The following is a 22,026-nucleotide window of genomic DNA, read 5'->3' as shown; positions in this document are numbered from 1 at the left end:
GCTTTTAAAGTGGTGGCGCGGCGTTTCGTTTATCCCGCCCCGTCCGGCCGCCAGAAAAGGCCGTGATTGTAGCTGGCGAATTTTCCGATAAAGTTCTAACGCAGCGCATTGAGGTCCGGGGTCGTTCCGGTCCACGGCGCAAAGCGTTCACGGAGACCACATCGATGCTGGCCTTCATTTTCAAACGGCTCGGGCAGTCCATACTCGTGATGCTCGCTGTCGCTCTGATTGCGTTCATCATGTTCCGCTATGTGGGCGACCCCGTCGCCTCCATGGTGTCCCAGGAAGCTTCGATTGCCGATCAGGAGCTTCTGCGCGAGCGCCTCGGGCTCAACGATCCGTTCTATGAGCAGTTCTTCCGCTTCATCGTCAACGCGATGCAGGGCAATTTCGGGATCTCGTACCGGCTGCAGACCCCGGTCGCCGAGCTCGTCATGTCGCGCCTGCCCGCCACCATCGAACTGGCGCTGACCTCGGCCACCATCGCCCTGGTTTTCGGCATTCTGGCCGGCGTCTTCACCGCCCTCAATCGCAAGAACCCCGCCGCTGCCGCCATAATGGCCTTCTCGCTGATCGGGGTGTCGCTGCCCACCTTCCTGATCGGCATCGGGCTGATCTACATCTTTGCCGTCGAGCTGCAATGGCTGCCCAGTTTCGGGCGTGGACAGGTGATCGATTTTGGCTGGTGGTCGACGGGTTTCTTCACCGAAACCGGCCTGCGCTCGATCATTTTGCCCGCCATCACCCTCTCGCTGTTCCAGATGACGCTCATCATGCGCCTGGTGCGCGCCGAAATGCTTGAGGTGCTGCGCCAGGACTATATAAAGTTCGCCCGCGCCCGTGGGCTCTCCAAGCGCGCCATCAATTTCTCGCACGCGCTCAAGAACACCATGGTACCGGTCATCACCATTGCCGGGCTTCAGCTCGGTTCGATCATCACCGGGGCGCTGATCACCGAAACCGTGTTCCAGTGGCCGGGCATCGGCTCGCTGTTTCTGTCCTCGGTCGCCGTGGTCGACGTGCCGGTCATGGCCGCCTATCTGATCTTTGTCGGCTTCGTCTTCGTGATCGTCAACCTGATCGTCGACATACTCTATTACGTCGTGGATCCGCGCCTGCGGGTCGGCGCGGCGAAGGGGCACTGACCATGAACGATATCACCCCCACCGCGCCCAAGAGCCGGCTCGCCCGCATCATCGATTCCGACATTTTCTATTCCTACCGCACCTCCCCGGTCGCCATCGTGTCCTCGATCGTTGCGGCGGTGCTGATCCTTGCGGCCATCTTTGCGCCCTTCATCGCGCCCTACGACCCCTTCAATCCGCGCACCCTCAATCTCATGAACGGGTTCACCCCGCCCATGAGCGAGAGCTTCTCGGGCAGCTACTTCCTGCTCGGCTCCGACCATCAGGGGCGCGACGTGTTCTCGGCAATTCTATACGGGTCCCGCGTCTCGCTCATGGTGGGGTTGTCGGCCATCCTGTTCGCCATGGTGCTCGGCGTGACGCTGGGGCTGATCGCCGGCTATCGCGGCGGGCTGACCGACACCATCATCATGCGCATCGCCGATATCCAGCTCTCCTTCCCCTCGATCTTGATCGCCCTTCTGATCTTCGGCATCGCCCGTGGCATCATTCCGCCCAACCAGCGCGAATCCATGGCGATTTTCGTCCTGATCTTTTCCATCGGGCTGTCGGACTGGGCCCAGTTCGCCCGAACCGTGCGCGGCACCACAATGGTCGAGCGGCAAAAGGATTACGTTTCCGCCGCCCGCATCATCGGGGTCAAGCCGGTCTTCATCCTCATCCGCCACATCCTGCCCAACGTGCTCGGCCCGGTGCTGGTCATCGGCACCATCGGCCTGGCCCTCGCCATCATCGCCGAAGCGACGCTCTCGTTCCTGGGCGTCGGCGTCCCGCCCACCCAGCCCTCGCTGGGCACGCTGATCCGCATCGGCCAGCAATTCCTGTTCTCGGGCGAGTGGTGGATCCTGTTTTTCCCCGCCATCACGCTCGTGCTCCTCGCCCTGTCGGTCAACCTGCTCGGTGACTGGCTGCGTGACGCTCTCAATCCAAGGCTGCGCTGATGAGCCAACCTGTTCTTTCCGTCAAAGACCTCTCGGTGGTCTTCCACCTGCGGCGCGGTGATTTCACCGCCGTCAAATCCATATCGTTCGATATCATGCCCGGCGAAGTGCTCGGCGTTGTCGGCGAATCCGGCGCCGGCAAATCCATGACCGGCACCGCCATCATGGGCCTTATCGATCCCCCGGGCGAAATCTCGGCCACCTCGATTACGCTCAGCGGTGACCGTATCGATGGACTCGACGAGGAAAGCCTGCGCAGGATCCGCGGCCGCTGCATCGGCATGGTCATGCAGGACCCGCTGACCTCGCTCAATCCGCTCTTTACCGTCGGCGAGCAGCTTATCGAAACCATCCGCCGCCATTTGCCTTTGGGGCAGGACGAAGCCCGCGGCCGCGCCATTGCGCTTCTGGCCGATGCCGGCATTCCCGATCCCGAAAGCCGCATCGATTCCTACCCCCACCAGTTTTCCGGCGGCATGCGCCAGCGCGTGGTGATTTCCCTTGCGTTGGCGGCCGAGCCCGAACTGGTCATCGCTGACGAACCCACTTCAGCACTGGACGTTTCGGTCCAGGCCCAGATCATCAAGGTCCTAAAACGCCTCTGCGCCGAGCGCGGCGTGGCCGTGATGCTGATCACCCACGATATGGGCGTCATCGCCGAGGCTGCCGACCGCATGATCGTCATGAACAAGGGCGAAATCGTCGAAACCGGATCGGTGGGCGACATCATCAATCGTCCAAAGATGGACTATACGATCAAGCTGATCGAGGCCATTCCCTCGATCACCGCCCAGAATCCCCGCTACGCGGCGGCGGTTGCCGAAGGCCACAGCTTCGCGTCGGAAAAGACCGACGAACCGCTTGTCGTCGTCGACGATCTTTCCAAGCAGTTCGACCTCTCGGGGTCGTTTCTGGCCCGCGTCACCGGCCGCAACCGCAAGATCGTCAACGCCGTCAATGGCGTCTCCTTTTCTATCCAGCGCGGCCAGACCTATGGGCTGGTCGGGGAATCGGGGTCGGGAAAATCGACCTGCGCCCGCATGATGGTCGGGCTTTTGCCGCCCACCTCGGGCACCGTATCCATCGAAGACACCGACATCTGGTCCAGGGGCGCGGAAAAAAAGCGCCGCTCGAAAATCCAGATGATCTTCCAGGACCCCTATGCCAGCCTCAATCCGCGCTGGCGGGTCGGCGAAATCATCGCCGAGCCCATGCGCGCCCTCGGCATCGCCCGCAAACCCGGCGAAATCGCCGAGCGCGTTGCCGACCTGCTCGAGCGCGTCCGCCTCGATCCGGTCTCCATGCGCAAATATCCCCACGAGTTCTCGGGCGGCCAGCGCCAGCGCATCGCGATTGCCCGCGCGCTCTCCAGCCAGCCCGAATTCATCATCTGCGACGAGCCCACCTCCGCGCTGGACGTTTCCGTCCAGGCCCAGGTCCTCGAACTGATGGGCCGGCTGCAGGAAGAATTTGGTTTGACCTATCTGCTCATCAGCCACAACCTCGCCGTCGTGCGCCAGATGGCCGACGCTGTCGGCGTCCTCCACAACGGCAATCTCGTCGAATCCGGCCCCGTCGAGGAAATTTTCGGCGCCCCCAAGGCCGACTACACCCGCATGCTGCTCGACGCGGTCCCCGACATCTCCAAGGTCGCCTGAAGCGCTCCGCAAGAGAGTTCACCTTCCCCGGTCGCCCCGGGCTCGACCCGGGTCCGGTAACTGGCATTCAAGATGCGCTCAGGCGCTGCCGCGTACTGGATCCGGGATCAAGTCCAGGATGACGATCGCCGCATGCGCCGCGCTTTGCCTCTCCCTTGAGGGAGAGAGCTTGCCCTCGACCCGATCGGGGGTCGGCTGGCGCAGCCAGACGGGTGAGGGGGCCTTTCCGTTCGGCCCCCTCACGCCGCCGCGCACACCTTACATTCCCCGCGTATCTCCATCGTCGTGCGCTTGACCACGAACCCCTCCCGGTCCGCCCAGCCGTTCAGCCTTTCGCGCACCACATCGTCGGAAAATTCGGACACCTGCCCGCATTTCTCGCAGATCGCAAAGGCGATCAGCCCTGAATCATGACAGTGCGGCTGCGCGCAGGCAACGAACGCATTCATCGATTCCAGCCGGTGCGCCAGCCCCATGTCGAGCAGCTTGTCGAGCGCCCGATAGACCTGCAGCGGCGCCCGCAGCCCGTCATCGCGCAACTGGTCCAGGATCGCATAGGCGCTCATCGGCGCTTCGGCCTTTTCCAGCCGGTCGAGCACCAGCGACTGGTTGCGGGTGAGATCGGAATGCGCACTCATTTCAGGCGGCTCCCTTGTTGCCCAGCGGAACGATTGAGGTGATGGCGAATACGCAAAGCGCCGCCACCACGATCGAGGGTCCCGATGGCGTATCGAAATGTAGCGATGCCCACAAGCCCGCCAGCACGGCGGCGATCCCGCCCAGCCCGGCATAGACCGCCATCTGCTCGGGCGTATTGGCCAGCCGCCGCGCCGCGGTGGCGGGAATGATCAGCATGGCGGTAATCAGCAGCACCCCCAAAATCTTCATCGATATGGCGATCAGCCCGGCCAGGAGCACCATGAACATCAGCCGCGTGCGCTCGGGGTTCAGCCCTTCGGCCTGCGCGATGTCCTCGGACACCGTCCCCGCCAGCATCGGCCGCCACAGCCAGGCCAGAACCCCAAGCACCACGATCCCGCCGCCATAGATGATGGCAAGATCGCCCACCGAAACCGCAAGGATGTCGCCGAACAACAGCCCCATAAGATCGATCCGCATATTGGGCATCAGCGACACCAGCACCAGCCCCAGGGCCAGCGTCGAATGGCTCAAGAGCCCCAGCACCGAATCCGCCGAAAGCGTGCCCCGCCGCTGCAAAAGCGCCAGGATCAGCGCCACCAACACGGCGATTGCGAACACCCCCACAACCGGCGAAAACGAAAAAAACAGCGCCAGCGCCACCCCCAGAATGGCCGAATGAGCCATGGTGTCGCCGAAATAAGCCATGCGCCGCCACACGATAAAGCTGCCCAGCGGCCCCGCCACCGCCGCCAGCCCCACCCCGGCGATCACCGCGCGCGTGAAAAAGCTCTCAAACATTGCCATCCTCATGGCTGCAATGGGGTCCATGCGCGTGATGGTCGAAATGGAGCTGCCCGGCAGCGTCGCGCACAGTGCCGTCGGGCAGATGGGAATGGTCATGCTCGTGGCGATAAATCGCCAGCGTTTGCGCCGCCCGCGGCCCGAACAGCGCCGCATATTCCCCACTCGCCGCCACGCTGTCGGGCGTGCCCTGGCAGCACACATGCCCGTTAAGGCAGATCACCGTATCGGTGCGCGCCATCACAACATGCAGATCGTGCGAAATCAGGATCACCCCGCACCCCGTCTCGTCGCGGATCCGCCCGATCAGGTCGTAAAGCGCCACCTCGCCGGAAAAATCGACCCCCTGCACGGGCTCGTCGAGCACCAGAAGGTCGGGCTGCCCGATCACCGCGCGGGCAATCAGCGCCCGCTGAAATTCCCCGCCCGAAAGCGAATGCACCTGCGCTTTGGCCAGATGGGAAATCCCCACCATCTCCAGCGCCGCGGCGATTTCGGCCCTGGTCCGCCGCCCCGTCAGCCCCATCAGCCGCTCCACGGTCATCGGCAGCGAGCGGTCCATGGCGATTTTTTGCGGCACATAGCCGATGGCAAGGTTCTTGGCCCGCCACACGCTGCCCTCGTCGGGCTTGATGATGCCCAGCGCGGTCTTGACCGTCGTCGATTTGCCCGACCCGTTAGGCCCGATCAGCGTCACGATTTCCCCGCGCGCGATTCTCATGTCCACCCCGCGCACCAGCCAGCGCCCGTCGCGTTTCACCCCGACGCTTTCGATCCTGACGATGTCGTCGCGTTCGGGGGCGGTAAAATTTTTCATGCCCGATCCTGGAAGAACTGCATTGACTCAAGCCGCAATGTTATAGCATTACATTGCCGTGTAATGTCATAACATAATCGTCCGGAGCCGTCCCGACAATGCCCAAAAATGCCTTCGTTCTTCTTGCGCCCGCCGCCCTCGCGCTTTTCGCCGCCGCTCCCGCGCTGGCCGCGCCCAATGTGGTCGCCACAATCAAGCCCCTGCATTCTCTGGTCGCTGGCGTCATGGACGGCGTCGGCAGCCCCGAACTGCTCATCGAAGGGGCGGCAAGCCCGCACGGCTTTTCCCTGCGTCCCTCCGATGCCGGCAAGCTCGAAAGCGCCGATCTGGTTTTCTGGATCGGGCAAGATCTTGAAACCTTCCTCGATGGCCCCCTCGATACGCTTGCCGCCAACGCGACGAAAATCGAGATGATGGATATAGAGGGCGTCAATATTCTCGAACTGCGTGAAGGCGGACTTTTTGAAGCCCACAGCGATGGCGATGAGGGCGAGGATCATGCCGAGGATGAGCATGAAGACCACGCCCACGAGGAATCGGACGACCATGCCGAAGAGCACGACCACGCGCATGGCGATGCCCATATCTGGCTCGATCCGCAAAACGCCCGCATCATGGTCGCCGCCATCGCCGACGCGCTGATCGCCGCCGATCCTGAAAACGCGCAAACCTACGACGCCAATGGCCAGGCCCTCGCCGCCCGGATCGATACGCTGCAGGCCGAAATCGATACCCGCCTCGAACCCGCCCGCGGCCAGTCCTTCTTTGTCTTCCACGACGCCTATCACGGGTTCGAGCAGAGCTTCGATATCGAGGCGACCGGCTCGTTCACCGTCAATCCCGAGATCGCACCGGGGGCAGGGCGCCTGACCGAAATCCGCGCTGTGGTCGAACAGCAAGGCGCTGCCTGCCTTTTCGCCGAACCCCAGTTCTCGCCGCAGGTGATCGAAACCATTGCCGAGGGCACCGGCGCCCGCATCGGCACCCTCGATCCGCTGGGCGCCGACATCGCCGACGGCCCCGACCTCTATTTCACCCTGATGAACGCCATGGCCGACAACCTCCTCGATTGCCTCGTTAACTGAGCCGGCTTGCCTGCCGGCCCCGGTCGCCGGGGAAAAGGGGCGGGGTGTCCTGTGGCACCCGCCCCACCCCGAAATCGCGGCCATCCCTGAGCGATGGTTCAGCAAAGCTTTAGAGCCCTTCAGCTCTTTACGGAATCGCCGTTCTCTTTCTGCGCTTCCCCGGCGAAAGCCGGGGTCCATGAGAGTTGCGTAGAGCGCCGGCGCCTCGGCTCACGCTGCTGGGCCCCGGCTGGAGTTTATCCCGGCGAAAGCCGGGACCGGGGCAGCGACGGAAGGGACCCAAAGGGCTCTGTTACAACCTGAACGGCTCTGGCGCGCTGACCTCCGCCACCTTCGTCGTCCTCGGGCCTGACCCGAGGACCCGCACCACACCCAGGCCCCCAACCTTGGCTCCCCCTTTCCATTCCCACAATCGCAGCTCTTCAATTTGCATTGTTATGTTATAACATTTAAAGAAAGACTCCCATGAAACCCAACCCCACTCTCTTCCGCGCCCTCCTGCTCACCGGCATTGCGCTCCCCGGCATGGCTCACGCCGACGAGGTCTCGATCTGGCGTGCCTTCGTTGCCGATCAGGCGCAGGGCATGCTCAGCGTCATCGATCTCCCATCGGGCGACATCGTCGACACCTTCGCGCTCAACGGCCCCGCCAGCCTCTATGCCACCGCCAGCGGCCAGCGTGTCTTTGCCGTTCAGGGCGGCGCCAACATCGTCCAGGCCATCGATACCGGCATCGCCATCGACGATCACGGCGACCATGGCGATATCGAGATCACCGCACCCGTCCTTCTCGATGCGGCCATCGAGGGCGAATATCCCGTCCATTTCGTCGAGCACCACGGCCAGATCGCCCTGTTCTTTGACGATGAGGGCGTTGCCAAAATCATCGATGAAACCGATTTCGGCACCGCCGAACCACGCCTGGTGGATTCCGGCGCGCCCCATCACGGCGTCGCCGCCGCCTATGGCGATTATACCCTTCTCACCGAACCCCACCCCGAAGACCCCTCGAACCTCCCCGTCGGTATCAACATTCTCGATGCCAACGACCAGCCGGTTGGCGAGACCCATGCCTGCCCTGGCCTGCATGGCGAGGCCAGTTCGGGCAATCTGCTCGCCATCGCCTGCGATACCGGCCTTCTTCTGGTTTCCGACAGCGCCGATGGCCCTCAGATCACCCATCTGCCCTATGACGAGGCGCTGCCCGAAGGCAAAAGCTCGACCTTGCTCGGCGGCGTCGGCATCCAGTATTTCCTGGGCAATTACGGCGCCGACCGCCTTGTGCTGATCGATCCCCATCAGCAAAGCTTCCGCCTTGTCGATCTGCCCACCCGCCGCGTGCATTTCGCCGTCGATCCCGTTCGGCCCCAGTTTGCCTATATCTTCACCGAGGACGGCAATCTGCACCGGCTCAACACCCTCTCGGGCGAAATAAGCGCCACCCTGGCGCTCACCGGGCCTTACTCCATGGACGGCCACTGGTCCGACCCGCGCCCCCGCATCGCCGTCGCCGGCGACGAAATCCTCGTCACCGATCCCAGCGCGTCGCAGATCCATCGCATCGATGCCATCGGTTTCGAGCCTTCGGGAACCATCCCCGTCGATGGCCTCCCCATGGGCATCGTCGTGGCCGGCGGCTCGGGCGCCGTCCACTGACCGAAAGGGCCGTCCTCGAGGGCGGCCCTTTTCGCCTGATATCGGGTATGGGGCCGTTACCGGATCGGTCCCTTGAAGATGAAAAACGCGCCGACCGCGATGAAGGCGAATCCGAGCAAATGGTTGAGCGTGAATTTCTCACCGAGATAAAAGATCGCAAACAGCGCGAAAACCGTGAGCGAGATCACTTCCTGAACGGTCTTGAGTTCGGCCGCGCTATAGGCACCATACCCGATGCGGTTGGCGGGGACCGCCAGCCAGTACTCGAAAAACGCGATCCCCCAGCTCACCAGCACCACGACCCAGAGTGCCGCTCCGGGAAATTTCAGGTGCCCGTACCACGCGAACGTCATGAAGACGTTCGAGGCAATCAGCAAGAGGATCGGGGCGGCGAGCGAAAAGAGCGAAGGCGCGGCGGCAAGGGCGGTCATGGCTGGGGTCTCGGGCGTCGCCACGATTGGCGGACCGAAATCGAAAGCGCGCAAAGCGCCGAAAAATCAAGCCCGAACTTTGTCCGGTGCGGCCAAAACGCCTCTGACCGGAGCGCCTAAATTTCGCCCCGTATCGCCGGCCGCACCTTTGCCGCATAGAACTCCTTGAGCGTGTCATGCACCGATCGCGGCAACGCGGGCAGATCGCCGGCCTCGGCGTTGACACCGATCTGGTCGGGCCGCGAAACGCCGGCGATGATGGTGGACACCGCCTTGTGGTCCAAAATCCAGCGCAAGGCGAAAAGGCTCATCCGCTGGCCTTCGGGCACATAGCCGCGCAATTGCTCGGCCAGTTCAACCCCGGTCTCGAACGGAATGCCGCCAAAGGTTTCGCCCACCGAAAACGCCTGTCCTTCGCGATTGTAGCTGCGGTGGTCGGTGGGGGAAAATTCGGTGTCGCGGGTATATTTGCCCGACAGCAGCCCCGAAGCCAGCGGCAGCCGCACGATCACCCCCACATCGCGCTCCATCGCCTTGTCCAGCAGGCTCTCGGCCGCGTCCTGGCGGAAGATGTTGAAGATGATCTGCAGCGTCGCCAGCCCTTCGTGCTCGAGGTAGATTTCGGCCTCGGCGATGGTTTCCACGCTGGCGCCCCAATTCTTGATCAGCCCTTCGGCCTTGATTTCGTCCATCCATCCAAAGATCTCCCCCGCGTCCAGCACCTCGCGCGGCAGGCAATGGAGCTGGGCCAGATCGATGCTCTCAACGCACAGCCGCCGCGCCGATTCCTCTAGGCTCTCGCGCACCCCGCCCTTGGTGTATTTGTCGGGATAGAGCGCCGCCGCCCGGCCCACTTTTGTGGCCACCACCAGCCCGTCGGGCTTGCCATAGAACGTGCCGATCCGGTGCTCGGAAAGCCCGTTGCCGTAAACATCGGCCGTATCCCAGAAATTGACCCCCAGCCGCGACGCATTGGCCAGGATCGTTGAGGCGTCGGTATCCTCGATCGGGCCGAAATCGCCGCCCAACTGCCAGGTGCCCAATCCGATTTCGGAAACCAGAAAGCCGGTCTTGCCCAATCGCCGCGTTTTCATGCCTGTCCTGCCTCTTTTGGTTGCCTGGTTGTCTTTGGTGATAAGCGAGCACGCCCTTCTATGCAATTGACGAGGGGTCCTCGCGCGTGGCACATCTAGAACCGTGTTGGTTCCCCTTTCGTTGCAAGAGTCGAAACGGGAAGCAAAAGGGAACACGGTGCGGACGACCCAATAGGGGCCAATGCCGTGGCTGCCCCCGCAACTGTAAGCTACGATGGATTCCGGAAAATCCACTGGCCCCTGGGCCGGGAAGGCAACCGGAAACCGCTGGAGTAGCCAGCCAGGAGACCTGCCAGCACACCGGACCGGCCCCATGAGGGGGCCGGCATATCGCGTTCGCACACGGAGGGTGTTGCCATGACGACTGCAACTGTTACGGCGGCCGGGCCGCTATCTGTTTCCCAAAGACTGCTCCTTGGAGTCCTGTTTCTCGTTCTCGGCGCCGTGTTCGTCGCGGGCACGGGCTTCGCCGGCGATTATCGTGCCCATAACGGCGCCCACGATACCCGCCACGCCATGGGCTTTCCCTGCCACTAATCTGGCGGGCCAGGGATTCAATCACATGTTTAGAAATCTGTTCTTCGCGGCGCTCATCGCCGCGTTGTGCGCCGGCTTGGCCACATCCATCATTCAGCAGTTCCGGCTGATCCCCCTCATTATCGCCGCCGAAAGTTATGAGGGCGAAGCCCCCCATGACCACGGCGAGGAAGTCATCGAGCCTCATTCCCACGACGAGGATGAATGGATGCCCGCCGACGGGTTCGAGCGCGCCGCCTTCACCGTGGCCGCCAATCTGCTCATGGCCGCAGGATTTGCCTTCGTCATCACGGCAGCTTCGCTCATCTTCAACCTGCCCATAGCCCCGCAGACAGGGCTCGCCTGGGGGATAGGCGGGTTCATCGTCTTTTCCCTCGCGCCCGCCCTCGGCCTGCCACCGGGTCTGCCCGGCATGCCCATCGCCGAAACCGGCGCGCGCCAGCTCTGGTGGGTGTTCGCCGCCACCTCCACCGCGCTCGGACTCCTCGCCATCGCCAAATGGCGCACATATTGGGCGGGCGCCGTCGCCGTGGTCCTGATCGTTTTGCCGCACCTCGTCGGCGCGCCCCAGCCCCCGCTCGAACAGACCGGCGTTCCCGCCGGCCTCGCCGCTTCCTTTGCGTCCGCCGTTCTGGCCAATGGGCTTGTGTTCTGGGTGGTGCTGGGTGTCAGCTATGGTTTTTTCAATTCACGCTTTAAAGGGAGGGTCGCATGACCTCGAAAATCCCAACAACCGTCATCACGGGCTTTCTCGGCGCCGGCAAGACAACGCTGGTCCGCCATCTTCTCGCCCACGCCAAGGGCAAGCGCATCGCATTGATCATCAACGAGTTCGGCGATATCGGCGTCGACAAGGACGTCCTGGCCGGCTGCGGCGATGAAACCTGCCGCGAAGAGGACATGATCGAACTCGCCAATGGCTGCATCTGCTGCACCGTCGCCGACGATTTCATTCCCACAATGAAACAGATCCTCGCCCGCCCCGATCGCCCCGATCACATCGTTATTGAAACCTCCGGCCTGGCGCTCCCCCAGCCCCTGATCCGCGCCTTCAACTGGCCCGAGATCAAGGCCGAAGTGACCATCGATGGCGTCATAACCGTCGCCGACGCCGCCGCGCTCGCCGAAGGCCGCTTTGCCGCCAATGAAGAAGCCGTCGATGCCCAGCGCCGGCTCGACGAAATGCTCGATCACGAAACCCCGCTGGGCGAATTGTTCGAGGACCAGATGGTCGCCGCCGACATGATCGTTCTCAACAAGACCGATCTGATCGACGCCCCGGCCATCGATGCGGTCGAGACCGAGCTGAAAAAGCACATGCGCCCCGGCACCCGGATCGTCCGCGCCGCCAACGGCCACGTCGATACGCTGGCGCTTCTCGGTCTTGGCATGTCCACCGAGGACAATCTGGAGGGCCGCGAAAGCCATCACGAACTCGAACACGACGGCGAAGGCCACGAGCACGACGATTTCGACAGCTTCTCGATAACGCTGCCCTCCGGCCCCGGCCGCGATCAACTGCTCTCGGCCATCGCCGATACGATCGCAAACCATGATGTTCTGCGCCTCAAAGGCTTTGCCGCCATCCCCGGCGCCCGCGCCCGCCTCGCCATCCAGGCCGTCGGCCCCCGCGTCAACGCGTATTTCGACCGCGATTGGCGAGAGGACGAAACCCGCGAAATCCGCCTCGTCGTCATCGGCGAAAGCCCCCTGGCCCGCGAGGCGATTGAGGCAAGCCTGAAAAAAATCGCCGAGGCGGCATAGAGATGACAGAACCCCGCGCACCGGGCTCCCATCTCCGGTGCGCGCCCCTTTCGACAGCTTTGCCCTGGAGTGAGCGCTGATGCACCTTCTCGCCGCCCAGGCCGGCGCCCTCCAGCAGGAGGGCGAGGCCATCGATCTCGCCCAAACCCCGGGCGATTTCGCCTTCGCCTCCTCGGCCGATAGCGAGCTGGCCATGCTCGCCGCCGCCGCCGACCGGGCCGGCGAGGATGGCTTGCGGCTGGCCAATCTCATGCGGCTCTCGCACAATTTCTCGGTCGATCTGTGGTGTGAGGATACCCTGACTCATGCCCGCCTCATCGTCATCCGCCTGATCGGTGGCTCGGCCTATTGGCCCTATGGCTGCGACGAAATCGAAATGCTGGCGCGGCAGAAATCCATTCCGCTCGCTTTCCTCCCCGGCGACGCCACCCCCGATCCGGTGCTTCTCGCCCGCTCGACCATCGCAGAAGCCGATTGGCACGCCCTGCACAAACTGTTTTTGACCGGCGGCCCCGACAACGCCGACGCCATCCTTTCCGCCTTCCGCGCCCTCGCTGCGGGCAAGTCAATCTCCCGCGCCCCCAACCCCTTCCCCGCCTTCGGCTTCTGGGACCGGGAGCGGGGCATCGTCGAAACCTTCGATCCCGTGACGCCCCCCCTCCCATCCTCCCCCGCAAGGGGGGAGGTGCCGTCCAGTGAACGCGGCGACGGCGTGGCTCAAGTGTCTGCGCGCAAAGAGCCCGTTTCTTCCCCCGCCAATCGGGAGCCCCAACCCTCTCCCCCTTCGGTGGAGGGGGAGGATCGAGCCGCGCCCAGCTTTCTCGCCAACGGGGTCGGCCATAACGTCCCCCAGTCGAGCGTCGAAGTTCCCTTGGCTTCTTCTGCCGACGGCTATCGTATCGGCACCGACGACTCCGAGCCCCAAAACACCCTCCCCTTGACGGGGAGGGATGGGGAGGGGTGCGGCCCCGCGCACCAGCCTTTCGTTCCCATCCTCTTTTACCGCGCCGTCCTCGAGGGCGCCGGCACCGCCACGCTTAACGCCCTCATCGACGGGCTGAAATCGCGCGGCCTTGTCCCGGTCCCCATCGTCATCTCCTCGCTCAAATCCCCTGATTGCGCCGGTTTCGTGCGCACGGCGCTTGGCGGGCTCCAGCCCGCCGCCATCTTCAATCTCACCGGCTTTGCCCTCGGCCTCAACGATCTGGCTGACGGGAAAAACCCTTTCGCTCTCACCGATGCCCCCGTCATCCAGCTCGTCCAGGGCTCACGCCCGCCCGTCATGTGGGAAGCAGACCCGCGCGGCCTGACCAGTAAGGACCTCGCCATGCAGGTGGTCCTGCCCGAAATCGATGGCCGCGTCGGGGCGCTGATCGTCGGCCACAAGGCCGAGGCGGTCTGGCACGCCCGCACCCAATGCCCGCTCACCGCCTTCACCCCCGAACCCGACGGCATCGCCCGCGCCGCCGACCTCGCTGCAAACTACGCCCGCCTGCGCGCCCAAACCCCGGCCCAGCGCAAGATCGGCCTCGTCCTCGCCAATTACCCCCTCAAAGACGGCCGCCTCGCCAACGGCGTCGGCTACGACGCCCCCCAATCGAGTGTCGAGATCCTCTCGGCTCTTTGCGCCCACGGCTATCATATTGGCCCCGACGACCCGGAGCCCCAAAACACCCTCCCCTTGATGGGGAGGGATGGGGAGGGGTGGCGCGGCATACTCCGCGACGGCACCGCCTTCATCGAACACCTCCAGACCGGCCCCACCAACGCCCGCCCCCAGCACGGCACTTCGGACGCCATCCTGCCACTCAAAACCTACAAGGGCTGGCTCGAAACCCTCCACCCCTGCATCCGCGAGGACGTCCCCGCCCGCTGGGGCGCGCCTGAAGCCGATCCCTTCGTGCGCGGCGATGCCTTCCACCTGCCGGTCAAGATCTTCGGCAATGTTGCCATCCTGCTCCAGCCGGCCCGCGCTTACGATGTGGCCGAAGAACTGAGCTTTCACGATCCCAACCTCGTGCCGACGCACGCCTATATCGCCTCCTATCTCTGGCTGCGCCACGCCTTCGGCATCGACGCGCTGATCCACAATGGCAAGCATGGCAATCTCGAATGGCTGCCCGGCAAGGCCAATGCCCTCGATTCAGAATCCTATCCGTCGGTGCTGTGGGGCCAGATCCCCCATTTCTATCCCTTTATCGTCAACGATCCCGGCGAGGGCACCCAGGCCAAGCGCCGTACCGGCGCGACAATCATCGATCATCTGGTCCCCCCTCTGACCCGCGCCGAAACCTATGGGCCTTTAAAAGACCTCGAAGCCCTGCTCGACGAATATTACGCGGCAATGGGCATGGACCAGCGGCGGCTCGAAAGCCTGAAACGCAAAATCCTCGATTTCACCCGCGACGCCCGTCTCGATCTCGATCTGTCTCTCCCCGAGGACGAAACCGAAGCCCTCAACCAGATCGACAATTTCCTGTGTGAACTGAAAGAAGCCCAGATCCGCGACGGCCTGCACATCTTTGGCCGGTCCCCCACCGGCACATTCGAGCGCGATCTGCTCGTCGCCTTCGCCCGCGTCCCGCGCGGAGAAGGGCAGGGGGGCGATGCCTCATTGATCCGCGCGCTGGCCGACGATCTCAAACTTGGCGTCGATCCCCTCTCGCTCGATCTCGCCGCGCCGTGGACCGGACCCAGACCCGAAGTCCTCACAGGTGAAAGCCTCTGGCGCTCCAACGGCGACACCATCGAACGCCTCGAAGCCCTCGCCGCCGAGCTCGTCACCGGCCGCGCCCCCGATCCCGCATGGACGGCCACCATCGCCGTCCTCGACACCATAAAAACCACGATCCGCCCGCGCCTAGCCGCCTCCGGCCCCAACGAGATCAAATCCCTCCTCGACGGCCTCGCTGGAAAATTCGTCGCCCCCGGAGCATCCGGCGCCCCCACAAGAGGCCGCATCGATACGCTCCCCACGGGCCGCAATTTCTATTCGGTCGATAACCGCGCCATCCCCACCCAGACAGCATGGGCGCTGGGCAGCAAGGCCGCCGAAAATCTCTTGAAGCGCCATTATCAGGATCACGGCGTCTGGCTCACTTCGCTCGCCATGAGCGTCTGGGGCACCGCCAATATGCGCACCGGCGGCGACGACATCGCCCAGGCCCTCGCCCTGATCGGCGCCAGGCCGGTCTGGCAGGGCGCCTCGCTCACCGTCTCGGGCTATGAGATCATCCCGCTCGCCAAACTTGGCCGTCCCCGCGTCGATGTCACCCTTCGCATTTCGGGCCTGTTCCGCGACGCCTTCCCCGCCCAGATTGCCCTCTTCGATCGCGCTGTGCGTGCCATCGGGGCCCTGGATGAACCCATCGAGGACAACCCCATCGCCGCCCGCATGCGCACCGACGCGCTGGCCATGATGAAAGAGGGCGCCTCCCAGAACGAAGCTGCCTTACGCGCCGGCCATCGCATTTTCGGCGCCGCCCCCGGTGGCTACGGCACCGGAGTCGGCAGGTTGGTCGAAACCGGCAAATGGGCCGAAAAATCCGACCTCGCCGAAGCCGTCCTTGCCACCGGCCAATACGCCTATGGCGCCCATGCCGACGGTCTGCCCGAAAAAACCCTCTTTGCCGCCCGGCTCAAATCCGCCGACGCCGTGGTTCACGTCCAGGACAATGCCGAGCACGACCTGCTCGATTCCGACCAGTATTATCAGTTCGAGGGCGGCCTCTCCGCCGCCGTGGAAACCCTCTCGGGCCACAAGCCCGCCGCCTACCACCTCGACACCTCCCGCCCCGAAACGCCAAAGGTCAGAACCCTCGAAGAAGAAATTGCCCGTGTCATGCGGGCCCGGGTCGTCAATCCCAAATGGATCGACGCCATGAAGCGCCACTCCTACCGCGGCGCCTTCGAGATCATCGCCACTGTCGATTTCATGTTCGGCTTTGCCGCCACGACAGGCGCGGTCAAATCCCACCATTTCGACATGGCCTTCGCCGCCTTCATCGAGGACGACGCGACCCGCGATTTCCTCATCGCCGCCAACCGCTTCGGCTATGACGAACTGCTCGAAAAATTCTCCGAAGCCCGCCAGCGCGGCTTCTGGACTCCCCGCTCCAACTCCGCCTACGCCTTTTTGGACGAAATGCAATGAATAGGCCCAACCTCGCCCCATTCGCCAGCCCAGCACCCTCCCCTTGATGGGGAGGGTTGGGGAGGGGTGCTGCCCCACGCTCAAGCCTTAACGTCCGTGCCACCAAGGACCACAAAATGACCGACCCACGCCCCAAGAAAACCGACCTGATGACCGAGGCCGAACGCGACGCCTATCACGCCGAAAAGATGAAAAAGAAAAAGGCCGCCCGCGACAAACTCGTCGAGGCCAACGCCAACGAAAAGGGCCTCTTGATCGTCCACACCGGCAAGGGCAAGGGCAAATCCACAGCCGCCTTCGGCATGGTGTTTCGCGGCATCGCTCACGGTTTCAAGGTCGGCATCGTCCAGTTCGTCAAAGGCAAGTGGCACACCGGCGAGCGCGATATCTTGGAGCATTTCCCCGATCAGGTCTCGATCAACGCCATGGGCGATGGCTTCACATGGGAAACCCAGGACCGCCAGCGCGACCTCAAAGCCGCCCGCCAGGCCTGGGACCGCGCCAAGGAACTGATCGCCGATCCCGATTACCAGATGGTGCTCCTCGACGAACTCAACATCTGCCTGCGCTACGATTACCTGCCCCTCGATGAGGTGATCGAAACCCTCAAATCCCGTCCCGCCGACAAACACGTCATCGTCACCGGCCGCAACGCCAAGGACGAATTGATCGAGATCGCCGACCTGGTCACCGAAATGACGCAGATCAAACATCCCTTCCGCGAACAGGGCATCAAGGCCCAGGCCGGAATCGAGTTTTGAGCAGCTTTCAATCGATATTTGCGGGATAGTCTCCTAAAGCGCGTCCAGCAAAAGTGGAAACGGTTTTGCGGTTCGGACGCGCGACAAAACAAAGATTTAGATCAAATCCGCGTTTCCATGAAAGGCGGATTTGATCTAGCCCGCCAACCCACCACCGTCACCCCGGGCGAAGACCCGGGGCCTAGTACACTCAGCGTTAGCGATCAAAGTTCAACGCTGCCGGTTACTGGATCCCGGCTCAAGGCCGGGATGACCTCGGTGAAAGAATGGTGACATGCCACCATGGGCTGAATGTCGATTGGCCCTAAAAGCAGGCCCCGTCCTGGGCCAGGCTCTGCCCCAGCCGGTTGACCACCGCGTCGAAATTGGGCACGTCCGCTGCCGGGTAGTCCAGCCGCACATTGGCGGTCTGCTGCCCGTTACAGACGAGGATCGTCTTGGCATAGAAAACATGCCCGCCCCGCGTTCCGCCCCACGCCGCCCAGTCGGGCGTTTCCGAGCGATAGGTGATCGCCCAGCCCTCGGCCTCCTCCGCCCCGATCCGGCGGCGCATTTCGGTCAGAAAATCGGCCCCCTGGCTCGGCCCGCCCCACGCGGTAATCACCGCCCGTCCGTTCGATGCGCGAAACCGCTTGCCGTCGCCGGCCATCGGGGCCGGCCCGTCCGCCGAGAAATCCGCCGGAATATCCACCGCCGCCCCGAATCGCGCATTGACGTAACGCGTCCACTCCGCCGCCGGAAAACTCCCGGAAACGCTGGCGAAAACGGTGATGGCAAGGACAATCTGGCGAAACATTCTGCGATGATTGCCCGCCGATTGTGGTTTTCGCAAGCCGGCTGGCCACCCCAGAGCGCGTCCAGCAAAACCATGTCCTCGACCCGATCGGGGATGGAAACGGTTTTGCGGTTCGGACGCGCGATAAAACAAGGACTTGGATCAAACCCGCGATTCGAAGACCCGAAGGGCCGCGCAAGCGAAAAGCGGATTTGATCTATGGTTCCGCTCCGGCCTCAATTGGCGTAAACAAAGGCCCCAGAACAGGTGTTTGGGGCACGGGCAAGTGAAAAGACCATCCATCGGAGACGTGGCGCGCCAGGCCGGGGTGTCGACGGCCACTGTCTCGCGGGCCATCAATTCGCCCGAAACCGTCACCGAAAAGACCCGCCGCAAGGTGCAGGAGGCCGTCGACGCCCTCCATTACGTGCAATCGGAAACCGCGCGCAATTTCAAGAAACAGCGCGCCAACACCGTTCTCGTCGTCGCCGCCGATATCGGCAACATCTATTATTCGGAGATCTTCCGTGGCATCCAGCGCCGCGCCGAAGCCTCGTCCTATTCCACCATCATCGCCAATCCCAGCCCCGGCGGCACCCAGGATCTGATCCTGTCCAATTTGCGCAACGCCAGGGTGGATGGTGTCATCATCCTTTCCGGCCACGAGATCGCCGACCACGACCTTTCCCTGCTGCAACAGCTTTATTCGGGCACCCCGCCCATCGTGGCCATGAGCGAGGAGCGCGGCTATATGCGCGTGCCCCACATCCTCATCGACAATGAACGCGCCGGCTATATCGCCGGCCGGCACCTTATCGAAATGGGCCACACCCGCATCGGCCACGCCTATGGCCCGCACCGCACCCCGGTGCGCCGCTCCCGCGCCAACGGCCTGCGCCGGGCGCTCACCGAAGCGGGCGCCGCCATCAACGACACATGGTTTTTCGAGGGCGGCTTTTCGGCCATCGGCGGTCGCGCCGCCGCCCAGAGCTTTTTGTCCCTCAAGGACCGGCCCACAGCCGTTTTCTGCGCCAATGACGAGGCGGCCATGGGCTTCATCTCCCAGCTGCACCGCTATGGCGTTTCCGTGCCCGGCGATCTGTCGGTCATGGGGTTCGACGATATAGTGCTCGCCGATAGCTATGTTCCGGGCCTTTCCACGGTCCATCAGCCCAAGGAAGAAATGGGCCGCCACGCCATGAACCTTGTCCTCGACATCATCGAGCGCCGCACGAAGTCCGACCTCCCCATCATCGAATTGCCCGTCCACCTTGTCCCCCGCGAGTCGGTCGCCCGTATCGCCTGAGCGGCGGGCCGAGGCCGCCCCCAACCCCTCCTCCTCACCGCCGTCATCCCGGCCTTGAGCCGGGACCCAGTACCCCGCAGAGTCAGCAGTTTTTATTTCGTTTCATACCCCCTGCAGCTGCAGCGCCGCTCAGTGTACTGGATCCCGGATCAAGTCCGGGATGACCGTGGAGGCGAGGTGAGCCCGTCCAAACCAGCTTCATCGTTCACCACCCACCCAACCTTGCCTATTGCCCGAACTCCTCCTCCCCACCACCGTCATCCCGGGCGAAGACCCGGGACCCAGTACCCCCAACCTCTCTTCCGCCCCCCATAGGCGCGCCGTCCGCCCCCCAACACATTGCCCATCCACCTCGTCCCGCGCGAGTCGGTCGCCCGTATCGCCTGAGCGCCGGGCCGAGGCTGCCCCCAACCCTTCCTCCTCACCGCCGTCATCCCGGCCTTGAGCCGGGACCCAGTACCCCCAGCCTCCCCTCGCTTCTCCTCAAGTCCGCCCCATCATCGAATTGCCCGTCCACCTTGTCCCCCGCGAGTCGGTCGCCCGGATATAGGCGCCGAAATCTCCACACCCCCAGCGTCATCTTCGGGCTTGACCCGGAGATCCGCAACCTCTGCAAGCCGCTCAAGACGTTCGGGCCCCACCGCTGCACCGGGCACCCAACACATTGCCCGCCACCCCCAACCATGCTAGGCGAAAAAACCGAACTGCCTCACTCAACTTAAATTCTGGCGTTGAAGACCCCGCTCGTATTTTCCAGCTCGCCTCGCGGCGATGAGATCGCCCGTCACGTCGCCCAGCTTCTGGGCGCGCCGGTGCATCTGTGCGGTCCGGGGCGCATCGATGCCGCCCCGCTGGTCGCCGATGCCTATCGCCAGCGCGCGCCCATCGTCGGGGTCTGCGCCACCGGCGCGCTCATCCGCCTGCTCGCCGCCACGCTGGGCGATAAAATGTCAGAGCCGCCCGTTGTCGCCGTTTCCGCCGATGGCAAGGTCGCGGTCCCCCTTTTGGGCAGCCATCGCGGCGCCAATGCGCTGGCCCGCTGGATCGCCGACGGCTTTCGTGGCTTTGCCGCCGTCACCGCCACCTCCGATACGCTTTACGATTTCTCTCTCGATGATCCGCCCCCGGGCTATGTTGTGGCCAATCCCGAAGCGGTGCGCCCGCTCATGGCGGCGCTCCTCAACGGCGAAAAGCTGCGCGTCGAGGGCCTGTCGGGCTGGCTCGAACTGGCTGGCTACCCGGTCTCGCGCGAGGGCAGCCAGGTGCTGCGCCTCACCGAAAGCCCCGCGCCCGGCCCCGGCCTTCTCGTCCACCCAAGAACGGTGGTCGGCGGGCTCGGCTGCACCAGCAGGGCCGAGGCTCGGGAGGTCATAACCCTTGTCCAAGCCACGCTGGAAGCCGCCGGCATCGCCCCAGGCGCTCTCGCCGCGCTGGCCACCATCCACACCCACGGCAAAACGCCCGCGCTTGTTGAGGCGGCCACCCATTTCGGGGTGCCCCTGCGCACCTTCACCCGCCGCGAGATCGACCGCGAGAAAAAGCGCCTCGTCACCCCCTCGGCCAGTGTCGAGGCGGCGACCGGACTTTCGGGCGTGTGCGAAGCGGTGGCCATCAAGGCGGGCACGCTGATCGTGCCCAAGCAGATTTCAGGCAATGTCACCTGCGCCCTGGGCAGGGCCGATACGCCCATAGACGTCAGCCGGTTCGGAAAATCCGCGTAACGCTCTTATGCGCCCGGATAACCGAATCCACAGCCTCCGCCTTTGGCAGATTGGGGCGCCTTATCACGATGATGGGGATTGAAAGCCGCGCCGCTGCGGCCAGCTTGCCCGCCACCTGCGTCCCGCCCGAATTCTTGGTCACCAGATGGGTGATGCCGCGATCCTGCATAAGGCGCAGTTCGTCCTCGAGCGTAAACGGCCCGCGCGCCGCAATCACCTGCCAATCATCGGGAAGTCCCGCCGGCACCTCGATCATTCGCGCCGTGTAATGACAGCCTTTCCGGGCCAGGAACGGCCCCAACTCCTGCCGGCCCACGGTCAGCAGCACCCGCGCGCCGCGGGGCAGGGCGTCCGCCGCGTCCTGGGCAGTGCCCACCTCGACCCAGGTCGTGCCATCGGGCTTTTGCCAGGCCGGGCGTTCGAGACGAAGCAGCGGCACCTCGGCGTCCAGCGCTGCGGCAACGCAATTGATTGAAATCTGTGCCGCAAAAGGGTGGGTGGCATCGACCAGCATGTCGATACAATTGTCCCTTATATATCGGGCCAGCCCCTCCCTGCCGCCAAATCCCCCGATCCGCACGATACCGGGCGGAAAGCGCGGCGTACCGGTCCGCCCGGCCAGCGAGGTGATGACGTCGTAACCGGCATCGACCAGCAGGCCCGCGAGTTCGCGCGCCTCGGTGGTGCCGCCAAGGATCAATATGCGCCTGCCAATGGTGTCGCGATTGCCCATATCCAT

19 protein-coding genes and 1 riboswitch are annotated in these 22,026 nt (G+C 63.8%); of the genes, 12 read left to right on the top strand and 7 right to left on the bottom strand.

Features of this window, described 5'->3' with window-relative positions; genetic code table 11:
• The first annotated feature begins 164 nt into the window (after positions 1 to 164).
• Genes ACP148_RS14590 through ACP148_RS14580 form a run of 3 tightly spaced genes read left to right on the top strand, consistent with a single transcriptional unit; the run spans position 165 to position 3,744 of the window.
• Complete coding sequence (locus ACP148_RS14590; protein WP_421951938.1) at positions 165 to 1,145, top strand: ABC transporter permease; 981 nt, start codon at positions 165 to 167, stop codon at positions 1,143 to 1,145.
• 2 nt (positions 1,146 to 1,147) lie between these two features.
• Positions 1,148 to 2,086, top strand: a complete 939-nt coding sequence (locus ACP148_RS14585) for an ABC transporter permease (protein ID WP_421951937.1) — start codon at positions 1,148 to 1,150, stop codon at positions 2,084 to 2,086.
• Complete coding sequence (locus tag ACP148_RS14580) at positions 2,086 to 3,744, top strand: ABC transporter ATP-binding protein (protein WP_421951936.1); 1,659 nt, start codon at positions 2,086 to 2,088, stop codon at positions 3,742 to 3,744. The genes ACP148_RS14585 and ACP148_RS14580 overlap by 1 nt, the downstream gene beginning before the upstream one ends.
• 239 nt (positions 3,745 to 3,983) lie before the next feature.
• On the opposite strand, the gene ACP148_RS14575 is transcribed toward ACP148_RS14580, so the two are convergent.
• The 3 genes from ACP148_RS14575 to ACP148_RS14565 are packed head-to-tail and all read right to left on the bottom strand — an operon-like array spanning position 3,984 to position 6,004.
• On the bottom strand, positions 3,984 to 4,382 hold the full coding sequence (locus tag ACP148_RS14575; RefSeq protein WP_421951935.1) for a Fur family transcriptional regulator: 399 nt from the start codon (positions 4,380 to 4,382) through the stop codon (positions 3,984 to 3,986).
• A gap of 1 nt (position 4,383) precedes the next feature.
• Positions 4,384 to 5,184 (bottom strand): iron chelate uptake ABC transporter family permease subunit, encoded by an 801-nt coding sequence (locus ACP148_RS14570; protein WP_421951934.1) that lies wholly within the window; start codon positions 5,182 to 5,184, stop codon positions 4,384 to 4,386.
• Positions 5,177 to 6,004: an ATP-binding cassette domain-containing protein gene (locus ACP148_RS14565; protein ID WP_421951933.1), complete on the bottom strand. Its 828-nt coding sequence runs from the start codon at positions 6,002 to 6,004 to the stop codon at positions 5,177 to 5,179. The genes ACP148_RS14570 and ACP148_RS14565 overlap by 8 nt, the downstream gene beginning before the upstream one ends.
• 98 nt (positions 6,005 to 6,102) lie before the next feature.
• Here ACP148_RS14565 and znuA point away from each other — a divergent pair, with 98 nt between their 5' ends.
• Positions 6,103 to 7,089: a zinc ABC transporter substrate-binding protein ZnuA gene (gene znuA, locus ACP148_RS14560; RefSeq protein ID WP_425033556.1), complete on the top strand. Its 987-nt coding sequence runs from the start codon at positions 6,103 to 6,105 to the stop codon at positions 7,087 to 7,089.
• Between the two features lie 465 nt (positions 7,090 to 7,554).
• Entirely contained in the window at positions 7,555 to 8,745 is a 1,191-nt protein-coding gene (aztD, locus tag ACP148_RS14555; RefSeq protein ID WP_425033555.1) for a zinc metallochaperone AztD, read from the top strand.
• A 56-nt stretch (positions 8,746 to 8,801) separates the two neighbouring features.
• On the opposite strand, the gene ACP148_RS14550 is transcribed toward aztD, so the two are convergent.
• Positions 8,802 to 9,176 (bottom strand): DMT family protein, encoded by a 375-nt coding sequence (locus tag ACP148_RS14550; RefSeq protein ID WP_421951930.1) that lies wholly within the window; start codon positions 9,174 to 9,176, stop codon positions 8,802 to 8,804.
• Between the two features lie 116 nt (positions 9,177 to 9,292).
• Positions 9,293 to 10,270 (bottom strand): aldo/keto reductase, encoded by a 978-nt coding sequence (locus ACP148_RS14545; RefSeq protein ID WP_421951929.1) that lies wholly within the window; start codon positions 10,268 to 10,270, stop codon positions 9,293 to 9,295.
• 90 nt (positions 10,271 to 10,360) lie between these two features.
• A riboswitch (cobalamin riboswitch) is annotated at positions 10,361 to 10,581 on the top strand.
• 46 nt (positions 10,582 to 10,627) lie between these two features.
• Here ACP148_RS14545 and ACP148_RS14540 point away from each other — a divergent pair.
• The 5 genes from ACP148_RS14540 to cobO all read left to right on the top strand — a co-directional run bounded on the left by ACP148_RS14540 (position 10,628) and on the right by cobO (position 17,485).
• The gene (locus ACP148_RS14540) at positions 10,628 to 10,807 is read left to right on the top strand and encodes a CbtB domain-containing protein (protein ID WP_421951928.1); all 180 of its coding nucleotides are present in this window, start codon (positions 10,628 to 10,630) and stop codon (positions 10,805 to 10,807) included.
• 25 nt (positions 10,808 to 10,832) lie between these two features.
• Positions 10,833 to 11,522, top strand: a complete 690-nt coding sequence (locus ACP148_RS14535) for a CbtA family protein (protein WP_425033554.1) — start codon at positions 10,833 to 10,835, stop codon at positions 11,520 to 11,522.
• Entirely contained in the window at positions 11,519 to 12,571 is a 1,053-nt protein-coding gene (gene cobW, locus ACP148_RS14530) for a cobalamin biosynthesis protein CobW (protein WP_425033553.1), read from the top strand. Before ACP148_RS14535 ends, cobW begins: the two co-directional genes overlap by 4 nt.
• 79 nt (positions 12,572 to 12,650) lie before the next feature.
• Positions 12,651 to 16,724: a cobaltochelatase subunit CobN gene (gene cobN / locus ACP148_RS14525; protein WP_425033552.1), complete on the top strand. Its 4,074-nt coding sequence runs from the start codon at positions 12,651 to 12,653 to the stop codon at positions 16,722 to 16,724.
• 116 nt (positions 16,725 to 16,840) lie between these two features.
• Positions 16,841 to 17,485: a cob(I)yrinic acid a,c-diamide adenosyltransferase gene (gene cobO / locus ACP148_RS14520; RefSeq protein WP_425033551.1), complete on the top strand. Its 645-nt coding sequence runs from the start codon at positions 16,841 to 16,843 to the stop codon at positions 17,483 to 17,485.
• Between the two features lie 304 nt (positions 17,486 to 17,789).
• On the opposite strand, the gene ACP148_RS14515 is transcribed toward cobO, so the two are convergent.
• Positions 17,790 to 18,281 (bottom strand): hypothetical protein, encoded by a 492-nt coding sequence (locus ACP148_RS14515; protein WP_421953149.1) that lies wholly within the window; start codon positions 18,279 to 18,281, stop codon positions 17,790 to 17,792.
• A gap of 265 nt (positions 18,282 to 18,546) precedes the next feature.
• On the opposite strand from ACP148_RS14515, the gene ACP148_RS14510 reads away from it, so the two are divergent.
• Positions 18,547 to 19,566, top strand: a complete 1,020-nt coding sequence (locus ACP148_RS14510; RefSeq protein WP_421953148.1) for a LacI family DNA-binding transcriptional regulator — start codon at positions 18,547 to 18,549, stop codon at positions 19,564 to 19,566.
• 731 nt (positions 19,567 to 20,297) lie between these two features.
• Entirely contained in the window at positions 20,298 to 21,287 is a 990-nt protein-coding gene (locus tag ACP148_RS14505; RefSeq protein ID WP_421953147.1) for a cobalamin biosynthesis protein, read from the top strand.
• On the opposite strand, the gene ACP148_RS14500 is transcribed toward ACP148_RS14505, so the two are convergent.
• Positions 21,262 to 22,026 carry a cobalt-precorrin-6A reductase gene (locus tag ACP148_RS14500; RefSeq protein WP_421953146.1) on the bottom strand — a complete coding sequence of 255 codons (765 nt, stop codon included), beginning with the start codon at positions 22,024 to 22,026 and terminating at the stop codon, positions 21,262 to 21,264. The two genes, ACP148_RS14505 and ACP148_RS14500, sit on opposite strands and share 26 nt — an antisense overlap.

The organism is Pelagibacterium sp. (assembly GCF_965249125.1).
Taxonomy (GTDB): Bacteria; Pseudomonadota; Alphaproteobacteria; order Rhizobiales; family Devosiaceae; genus Pelagibacterium.
Note: the sequence above shows the minus strand (reverse complement) of the source record. Positions and strands in the feature narration are given on the sequence as shown.

Bases quoted from the DNA above. Each gene is read 5' to 3' on its own strand.
- ACP148_RS14570 (WP_421951934.1), bottom strand. From the start codon at position 5,184: ATGTTTGAGAGCTTTTTCACGCGCGCGGTGATCGCCGGGGTGGGGCTG.
- aztD (WP_425033555.1), top strand. From the start codon at position 7,555: ATGAAACCCAACCCCACTCTCTTCCGCGCCCTCCTGCTCACCGGCATT.
- ACP148_RS14515 (WP_421953149.1), bottom strand. From the start codon at position 18,281: ATGTTTCGCCAGATTGTCCTTGCCATCACCGTTTTCGCCAGCGTTTCC.
- ACP148_RS14580 (WP_421951936.1), top strand. From the start codon at position 2,086: ATGAGCCAACCTGTTCTTTCCGTCAAAGACCTCTCGGTGGTCTTCCAC.
- cobN (WP_425033552.1), top strand. From the start codon at position 12,651: ATGCACCTTCTCGCCGCCCAGGCCGGCGCCCTCCAGCAGGAGGGCGAG.
- znuA (WP_425033556.1), top strand. From the start codon at position 6,103: ATGCCCAAAAATGCCTTCGTTCTTCTTGCGCCCGCCGCCCTCGCGCTT.
- cobO (WP_425033551.1), top strand. From the start codon at position 16,841: ATGACCGACCCACGCCCCAAGAAAACCGACCTGATGACCGAGGCCGAA.
- ACP148_RS14590 (WP_421951938.1), top strand. From the start codon at position 165: ATGCTGGCCTTCATTTTCAAACGGCTCGGGCAGTCCATACTCGTGATG.
- ACP148_RS14565 (WP_421951933.1), bottom strand. From the start codon at position 6,004: ATGAAAAATTTTACCGCCCCCGAACGCGACGACATCGTCAGGATCGAA.
- ACP148_RS14535 (WP_425033554.1), top strand. From the start codon at position 10,833: ATGTTTAGAAATCTGTTCTTCGCGGCGCTCATCGCCGCGTTGTGCGCC.
- ACP148_RS14500 (WP_421953146.1), bottom strand. From the start codon at position 22,026: ATGGATATGGGCAATCGCGACACCATTGGCAGGCGCATATTGATCCTT.
- ACP148_RS14585 (WP_421951937.1), top strand. From the start codon at position 1,148: ATGAACGATATCACCCCCACCGCGCCCAAGAGCCGGCTCGCCCGCATC.
- ACP148_RS14550 (WP_421951930.1), bottom strand. From the start codon at position 9,176: ATGACCGCCCTTGCCGCCGCGCCTTCGCTCTTTTCGCTCGCCGCCCCG.
- ACP148_RS14575 (WP_421951935.1), bottom strand. From the start codon at position 4,382: ATGAGTGCGCATTCCGATCTCACCCGCAACCAGTCGCTGGTGCTCGAC.
- cobW (WP_425033553.1), top strand. From the start codon at position 11,519: ATGACCTCGAAAATCCCAACAACCGTCATCACGGGCTTTCTCGGCGCC.
- ACP148_RS14540 (WP_421951928.1), top strand. From the start codon at position 10,628: ATGACGACTGCAACTGTTACGGCGGCCGGGCCGCTATCTGTTTCCCAA.
- ACP148_RS14545 (WP_421951929.1), bottom strand. From the start codon at position 10,270: ATGAAAACGCGGCGATTGGGCAAGACCGGCTTTCTGGTTTCCGAAATC.